This is a genomic window from Acinetobacter sp. YH12117 (assembly GCF_013418865.1).
GTDB classification, from domain to species: Bacteria; Pseudomonadota; Gammaproteobacteria; order Pseudomonadales; family Moraxellaceae; genus Acinetobacter; species Acinetobacter indicus.
This window is the reverse complement of record NZ_VPBF01000065.1, coordinates 1-7,909: the sequence shown is the minus strand read 5'-3', so window position 1 is coordinate 7,909 and position 7,909 is coordinate 1. Positions and strand designations below refer to the sequence as shown.

The following is a 7,909-nucleotide window of genomic DNA, read 5'->3' as shown; positions in this document are numbered from 1 at the left end:
TGAAAGAAGGCGTTGAAATGGTTATGCCAGGCGACAACGTTGAAATGTCAGTAGAATTAATCCACCCAATCGCAATGGACGCTGGTTTACGCTTCGCGATCCGTGAAGGTGGTCGTACTGTAGGTGCTGGTGTAGTTTCTAAAGTAACTGCATAATCACTTCTATAGTGTGAAAAAAGCGTCCCAAAGGGACGCTTTTTTTATCTTTGCAGATTAAATTGTCTGACAATTTAACTGCAAGCTGTCCTAAACTGATATTCGCCTGACCTTAACTGCACTTATCTCCATATCAGAACCACGTAAGATAAAGCTGAAGAAAATAAATAAAAGTTTCAGGTGAGACGCTTCACTTGAAAGGAGTTGAGGTCATGAATGCTAAAGTAAATATTACCAACCGCGCAGGTGCCAGTTTCCCGGTACGTCGTATGGCGTTTGAGTTTGATCAGGTTCCAGAATACTGGATGCAAGGTTCGGCTGGCCTGACGCATTTTATGACCGCTTTATCTGCCTTGTTTCCAGCCGGTGAAAAATTCTTTATTGATAGTGTACGTGCAGTGCGTTACCACCCGGCAATTAAAGATAATCAGGAACTGCAAAAAGAAATTTCAGCCTTTATTGGCCAGGAAGCCATGCATACCCAGGAGCATGTTGGCTTTAATGCCTCGGCACAAAAATATGGCCATGATGTAGAACGTTTAGATCGTTATACCGATAAAGTGATTCAAGGTGCGCGTAAGGTATTTGCCGGTGTCGGTAAACCCTTTGGTATTACCCAAGAAATGGTTGATTTGACTGCAACCACCGCACTGGAACATTTTACCGCGACCATTGCCACCCAGTTGCTGCGTAATTCGCATATTCAGGAACTGATGAGCGATGACACCATGAAAACCATGTGGCTGTGGCATGCGATTGAAGAAAACGAGCATAAAGCCGTGGCCTATGATGTGTTTGAGGGTGTATTCGGCCAAGGCACCAAAGCCTATTTACTGCGCACCAGCTCACTGGTTGCCGCCATGCTGACCTTATTTGTGGTGCAAAACTATTTCCTGTTCCGTCTGTTAAAAGAAGACAAACAGCTAAATCTGGAGGCGTTCAAGGCCATTTATACCTATGCTTATAGTCCCTCTAAGGGCATTATTACCGGTATGGGCCGTGAGATGCTGGCATATTTCCGCCCGGGCTTTCATCCGAACGATTTAGATACCGTCAGTCTGCTGGACACATGGAAAGCCAAATTGGGCTTCTAACGGTGTTGACTCTTGGGGCAATGAAAATTGCCCTTTTTTTTGCTCGATTTTTTATCCAGAGCTCTTATAATGCGAACTTTGTTTTGACCGATGATGAACGAAGATGATTCGTTTAATGCAACACGCTGATATCCATAGTGTATTTAACATTGAGCAACAGGTACAAAGCCATCCCTGGAGCTTGAAACAGTTTGCTGAAGCGGTAGACAGCTATCAATGTACCGTAATCGAGCAGCAAGGACAGCTGGTCGGGTTCTGTATTTTGCAGCCGGTGCTGGATGAAGCCAACCTGTTGCTGATGGCGGTTGCGCCTGACCAGCAGGGGAAGGGACTAGGTTATCAGCTGTTGGAGCATTCGATTGAGCAGTTGCCGAATCAGCCGGTACAAATTTTTCTGGAAGTGCGTGAAAGCAATACCGCGGCTATCCGTCTGTATGAAAAAGCTGGCTTTCATCAGATTGATGTGCGCAAAAATTATTATCCAAATCCGGATGGCACACGTGAACATGCGGTTATTATGGTTAAAGCCTGTAGTGATGATTTTGCCGCGCTCTTCTCATCACCTTAATTTTTAAAATTATTGGGTTTTATTTGATAATCGAATTATTCCAACCACTGGGCAGGGTGGTCATGAGAGAGTTTCCCAATTGCCGGATTTCTTCGCTGCTTAAGCTGCGGTTGAGCCGGCGCCATTGGCCATCAATCAGCAATTCCAGCGGTACATACTGCGATTTATAATTCATTTTATTGGAATGCGGCACCCAATAGCCTAAATAAACATAAGGCAGTCCGAGTTTCTGGGTGTGTTCAATCTGCTTTAAGATCGCAAATACGCCCAAGGAGCGGCGGTTTTCATCCGGATCAAAGAAGGTATACACCGCAGACAGGCCATCATCGAGCAGGTCGCAGGTCGAGACCGCAATTAGCCGGTCTTGGTGCCAAAGCTCTAAAAAGAAACTGTCGGTGCAGCTGTGCACCAGAAATTTTTCAAACTGATCCTGACTTGGCGGATACATATCGCCATCGGCATGGCGTTCATTAATATAACGCTCATACAGCGCATAATGCTGTTCATTGGCTTCTTGGGTAGAGCGGATGGTGACGTGCAGGTCCTGATTGCGTTTCCAGGCTTTTTTCTGGGTGCTGTTCATTTGAAATTCGTGTACCGGCACGCGCGAAGACAGACATTGACGGCATAAATGGCATTCCGGCCGATAGACAAAGTCACCGCTACGACGAAAGCCCATGCGTGACAGTTCAGACAGGGTCACCACATCAATCCGGTGCGCCGGATCTAAAAACACCATGCGAGCAGATTTATCATCCAGATAACTGCAGTTATGCGGCGGCGTAATATAATATTGTAATTCGTTGAGCAGGGATTTCGGTTGATATGAATTCATGGCAATCCCTCTTTATTTATTCATCCAGTGAGTCGTTTTGCGCTATTGTTTTACTTGAAAATACACCCTCCTGGTATTTTTTCCAATCTATCGCCGGCTGTTTTACAACATCTTGTAACGATTTTAAGTATGCTTGGCGAGTTATTGTACAGGCGCCCAGACTTAATAGATGGTCATTGACCAGCTGGCAGTCAATCCAGGGCAGGGCGTTGTCGCGGCCAATCAGCATTAAGGTATAAAACGCCATTTTAGAGACATCTGTGCGCTGGCTAAACATTGACTCGCCAAAGCAGCCGCGGCCAATGGTGACGCCATACAAACCACCGACCAGCGCATCCTGCTCCCAGACTTCGACACTATAGCCATAACCGGCCTCAAACAGGTCAATATAGCCCTGAATGATGTCTTCGGAAATCCAGGTGTCATTGGCATAGGCCCGTGGCAGCGAACAACAGCGAATCACCCGTTCAAAGGCCTGATTGATGCTAATCCGGTAATCACCTTTTTTCATGTTACGCAGCAGTGACTTGCTTGGATGATAATCCTGAGGGCGGATAATGCAGCGCGGCTCGGGACTCCACCAGCAAATCGGATCACCGTCGGAAAACCACGGAAACAGGCCGTGCGTATAAGCTTCAAACAGGGTCGAGGGGGACAGGTCTGCACCAATACAAATCAGTCCTTCACCCTGTGGATCAGCTTCATCAGGATGGGGGAAAATAAATTGTGAGGGTGCAAGTGCGGTCATACAGCTACTCTGAATCGAAACAGATCTCTATCATACATAAAAAAGCCGCCCAGATTGGGCGGCTTGTGCTTTAGGCAAAATTATTCACCTAAGGCATCCAGATATTTTTCAGCGTCCAGTGCCGCCATACAGCCTGAACCTGCAGAGGTAATCGCTTGACGATAGACGCTGTCTGCCACGTCACCAGCTGCGAATACGCCCGGTACAGAGGTTTGGGTCGCGTTACCGGCAGTACCGCTTTGAACCTGAATATAACCATCACGCAAGTTTAACTGACCTTCAAACATGCCCGTATTTGGCTTGTGACCAATCGCCACGAACATACCAGATACATCTACATTCTGGATTGAACCATCGACAGTAGATTTCAAACGTACTGCAGTCACGCCAGATTGTGCATCACCCAAGACTTCATCGACCTGGTTGTTCCAGAGAATGCTGATTTTGCCTTCTTTTTCTTTGGCAAAAATATGATCTTGTAGAATTTTCTCTGAACGCAGGCTGTCACGACGGTGTACCAGGGTCACGTGAGAGGCGATATTGGAAAGATACAGCGCTTCTTCAACTGCGGTATTACCACCACCAACAACCATCACGTTCTGGTTTTTATAGAAGAAACCATCACAGGTAGCACAGGCACTAACGCCTTGGCCCATGAATTTGGCTTCAGATTCCAGACCGAGGTATTGGGCCGTAGCACCGGTGGCGATAATTAAGGCATCACAGGTGAACTCTTCCATATCGCCTTTGAGCACGAATGGACGCACACTTAAATCGACTTCATTGATATGGTCATAGACAATTTCGGTCCCGAAACGTTCTGCATGGGCCTGCATACGTTCCATGAGCACTGGTCCTGTCAGACCTTCCGGATCGCCCGGCCAGTTATCTACTTCTGTTGTCGTCGTAAGTTGACCACCGAGTTGTAAACCTGCAATTAAGGTCGGTTTTAAATTGGCACGTGCAGCATAAACGGCAGCACTATAACCTGCAGGTCCTGAACCTAAAATAATCAAACGTGAATGACGAGCACCCATCTGTAGCATCCTTTTATTATTGAGCAATTTATGGAATTATACGTGAAACTGTATAACAGTTGTGTGAGATTCAGTGGATATTATTGATCATAGAAATCGATTTAAGCTATATAGAAAAAGTTAACAACTGACTTCAATAATCTTGCATCTTTTTTGCTGCAACAGGTGCATAATATCTATTTTATGGCCATGCCAAACTGGCGGGTTGCACAAGAACATTTATGAAAAATTGGTTACAGGACAGTATATGACTGCGGTGTCGGGTGCTTATGCACAGCGCTTAATAATGACATTATTTTTGGTCTCATTCGGGATTTATCTGTTCCTTGCGACAGTCACCTATACCCCTTTTGATCCGGGCTGGATGCATTTGTCTAGTGATACCCAGCAGGTGTCCAATGCCAGCGGGGTCGCCGGCGCATGGATTGCCGACCTGTTGTTCGGCTTTTTGGGCTGGGCCAGTCTGCTGATTCCGCTGTACCTGTTTATTGAAGCCATTCAGGTGTGGTGGCCGCGTAGTTTCCTGAACCGTCCTTTCCGTTATGCGGCGCAGTTCTTTATTTTGCTGGCCACTGCCAGTCTATTGTATTTGTTCTGGCAAGTGCCGGCCGATACACTGGAAAATGCTTCTGGCGGGATTATTGGGTATGAACTGGGGCAGAGCCTGTCGCAGCTGCTCACTATTTATGGTGCAGCTTTTTTCCTGCTGGTGTTCTGGGGTGTCCTGTTTACACTGGCCTTTGGGATTAAATGGAACCGGACCTGGGTGACTTTAAAAGCCACGCCAGCTTATTTACAAGACCTGTTTTACCGTGATGTGCCTAAAGCTGATCAACCGGCACCGGTCGTTAAAAAAACAGTGGTGGCCGCTGCACCGGCTGCAGCCGAAGTGGTTACGCCGGCACCAGAACATCGTGAAGTCGAAGAAGCTCCGGTGGCACCAGCGGTGTCCCGTCATGAACAGGTGGCCGAGCGTCTGTTTGATGATATGGTCGAGCGTGAACAGCAGCGTTCTGCAGAGCAGGATCTGCTGGATGAAGAAGAGCAGGTCTTTGAGCAGACGGTCGAAAAAGCCCATCGCCTGACCCAGGACAGTCAGCGTGTGGTGGCAACCGGTGAAGTCTGGCGTGCGCTGAATGATGATGCTGACCAGAAGCACAGTCAGGATATTCATGAGCTGTTACGTGCTTCTCAGGATCAGATTCCGCACGCACCGAAAGATCATTTTAATGCAGTGGTCCAGCCCGTGCATGATGCACCGCCTGCATCGAATACGCCGCAGTCTAATATTGACTGGGATGATGACGAAATCTTTGACGAATTGCTGGCTGCTGTACCGAATGGGAAAGCTGCTCAGGATCTGCATAGTCCATTTAATAGTCAGTCGCAGCCTGAACCTGCACCGCACATCCAGCCGGTGCCAGACGTACAAGCGGTTGAAATGCCATCGGCTGCCACAGCGCAGTATGCAAGCCCGAAAAACCGTCTGAGTGATGAAGAATTTGAAGGGCTGGATGATCTGCTGGTTGATGATCTGAAGCCAGAAGCACCTGCCCCAAGAACTACCAGCAGTTATGCGCAGTCTTCGGCTTTTGTACAGGCGCCTATTCAGCATCATGCTGCGGTAAGTGCCACAGCGGCTGCACCAGTGGTCAATGACGCGGTGAAAGAAGCCCTATCGAAAGAAGAATTCATTGAGGCGTGGCATGAAACTGCCGGCAAACCGCAAGAAGAAGATGAATTTGACTTTGATGCGCCATTAACCGATGCCATGGGCCGTCCAATGTCGCGTGCCATGCAGGTCGCAGAGAAACGTCGTGATTTATCACCATTGCCGGGTCTGGAGCTACTGGATAAGGTCGATCCAAATAAAAAGGTCAACTTCACCGCAGAGCAGCTGGAGCGTTTATCTGAACTGCTGGAAATCAAGCTGCAGGAATTTAATGTCAAAGCCAAAGTGGTGGAAGCGCAGCCGGGACCGGTAGTTACACGTTTTGAGCTGGATCTGGCGCCGGGGGTAAAAGCCTCGAAAGTCACCAATATTTCCCGTGACCTGGCCCGTTCCATGTCGATGGCTTCGGTGCGTGTGGTCGAGGTGATTCCGGGCAAACCGTATATCGGTATTGAGGTGCCAAACAGTACCCGCGAAATGGTGCGTCTGATTGAGCTGGTGCAAACCCCGAAATTTGAAGATCAGGATGGCATCCTGTCGATGGCGATGGGTAAAGATATTTCTGGTAATCCGGTGATTACCGAACTGGGCAAAGCGCCGCATATGCTGGTTGCGGGGACCACCGGTTCGGGTAAATCGGTGGCGGTGAACTCGATGATTCTGTCGATGTTGCTTAAATACAAGCCGGATCAACTGCGTTTAATTCTGATTGACCCGAAACAGCTGGAACTGGCCAACTATAACGATATTCCACATTTGTTAACGCCGGTAGTGACGGATATGAAAGATGCCGTCAGCGCCCTGAACTGGTGTGTCAATGAAATGGAACGCCGTTATAAGCTGATGTCATTCCTGAAAATCCGTAAACTCAGCGACTATAACCGCAAAGTCGAAGAAGCCCTGGCCAATGGCGAAGACCTGATTGATCCGACCTGGAAACCGGGCGATTCAGCAACCCAGGAACGTGCACCGCGCTTGACGCCGTTACCATCAATTGTGATTGTGGCGGATGAGTTTGCCGACATGATTATGCAGGTGGGTAAAAAAGCCGAAGAAATGATTACCCGTCTGGCACAGAAATCACGTGCGGCGGGGATTCACTTATTGCTGGCTACCCAGCGTCCATCGGTGGATGTCATTACCGGTCTGATCAAGGCCAACATCCCGACTCGCGTGGCCTTGCGCGTGAACTCAAAAATTGACTCACGGACTATTCTGGATGCTGGCGGGGCAGAAGACCTGCTTGGTCATGGTGACATGCTGTTCCTTGGACCAGGTAAAATTGAACCGGAACGTGTGCATGGTGCCTTTATTTCCGATGATGAAGTCAACCGGATTTGTGATGCCTGGCGTGAACGGGGTTCACCGGATTATGTCGATGAAATTCTGACTCCATTTGATGAAGAACCAGCGTCACGTGGTTTTGAAGATGGTGGTGATGGCGGCTCAGACCGTGATGCGCTGTATGACCAGTGTGTGGCCTTTGTGCTGGAAACCCGTAAAGTATCGGTATCGTCTTTACAGCGTAAGTTTAGCCTCGGTTATAACCGTGCGGCGCGTATTGTCGATCAGATGCAGGAGCAGGGTATTGTCAGTGAACAGGGTCCGAACGGCAAGCGTGAAATTCTGGTTTAAGCTGTTCTCGATCTTTATAAACAAAGCCCACCAATAGGTGTAATGCCAGTCAGTTAAGAGATTGACTGGCTTTTTCTTGGGTATTTTTGAGGTTTTCCTTTTACAACCCTTGGATAACTCCTCACTCTTCTCTCAGGTATAACATACCGATTAGATTTCTCCATT

Annotated in this window: 6 protein-coding genes and 1 pseudogene; 4 read left to right on the top strand and 3 right to left on the bottom strand. The window is 48.1% G+C overall.

Annotation, left to right across the window (positions count from 1 at the left end; genetic code table 11):
- The 3 genes and pseudogenes from tuf to rimI form a co-directional block, all read left to right on the top strand.
- Positions 1-155, top strand: a pseudogene (tuf, locus tag FTU55_RS14365) (elongation factor Tu); the annotation flags it as partial.
- Positions 156-367: 212 nt separating this feature from the next.
- Positions 368-1,249, top strand: a complete 882-nt coding sequence (locus FTU55_RS14360; RefSeq protein ID WP_045796116.1) for a metal-dependent hydrolase — start codon at positions 368-370, stop codon at positions 1,247-1,249.
- Positions 1,250-1,352: 103 nt separating this feature from the next.
- Entirely contained in the window at positions 1,353-1,817 is a 465-nt protein-coding gene (gene rimI / locus FTU55_RS14355) for a ribosomal protein S18-alanine N-acetyltransferase (RefSeq protein ID WP_160242862.1), read from the top strand.
- Positions 1,818-1,836: 19 nt separating this feature from the next.
- On the opposite strand, the gene FTU55_RS14350 is transcribed toward rimI, so the two are convergent.
- From FTU55_RS14350 to trxB, 3 genes are all read right to left on the bottom strand, one after another.
- A complete protein-coding gene (locus FTU55_RS14350) occupies positions 1,837-2,652 on the bottom strand; it encodes an arginyltransferase (RefSeq protein WP_005179833.1) in 816 nt (271 codons plus the stop codon).
- Positions 2,653-2,668: 16 nt separating this feature from the next.
- Positions 2,669-3,400 (bottom strand): leucyl/phenylalanyl-tRNA--protein transferase, encoded by a 732-nt coding sequence (aat, locus tag FTU55_RS14345; RefSeq protein ID WP_005179830.1) that lies wholly within the window; start codon positions 3,398-3,400, stop codon positions 2,669-2,671.
- An 80-nt stretch (positions 3,401-3,480) separates the two neighbouring features.
- Entirely contained in the window at positions 3,481-4,437 is a 957-nt protein-coding gene (gene trxB / locus FTU55_RS14340) for a thioredoxin-disulfide reductase (RefSeq protein WP_180047424.1), read from the bottom strand.
- A 247-nt stretch (positions 4,438-4,684) separates the two neighbouring features.
- On the opposite strand from trxB, the gene FTU55_RS14335 reads away from it, so the two are divergent.
- Positions 4,685-7,744, top strand: a complete 3,060-nt coding sequence (locus FTU55_RS14335) for a DNA translocase FtsK (RefSeq protein WP_180047422.1) — start codon at positions 4,685-4,687, stop codon at positions 7,742-7,744.
- Positions 7,745-7,909: the final 165 nt, after the last annotated feature.

Excerpts from the sequence above, each read along its gene's own strand:
- FTU55_RS14360 (WP_045796116.1), top strand. The coding sequence starts at position 368 with ATGAATGCTAAAGTAAATATTACCAACCGCGCAGGTGCCAGTTTCCCG.
- rimI (WP_160242862.1), top strand. The coding sequence starts at position 1,353 with ATGATTCGTTTAATGCAACACGCTGATATCCATAGTGTATTTAACATT.
- FTU55_RS14350 (WP_005179833.1), bottom strand. The coding sequence starts at position 2,652 with ATGAATTCATATCAACCGAAATCCCTGCTCAACGAATTACAATATTAT.
- aat (WP_005179830.1), bottom strand. The coding sequence starts at position 3,400 with ATGACCGCACTTGCACCCTCACAATTTATTTTCCCCCATCCTGATGAA.
- trxB (WP_180047424.1), bottom strand. The coding sequence starts at position 4,437 with ATGGGTGCTCGTCATTCACGTTTGATTATTTTAGGTTCAGGACCTGCA.
- FTU55_RS14335 (WP_180047422.1), top strand. The coding sequence starts at position 4,685 with ATGACTGCGGTGTCGGGTGCTTATGCACAGCGCTTAATAATGACATTA.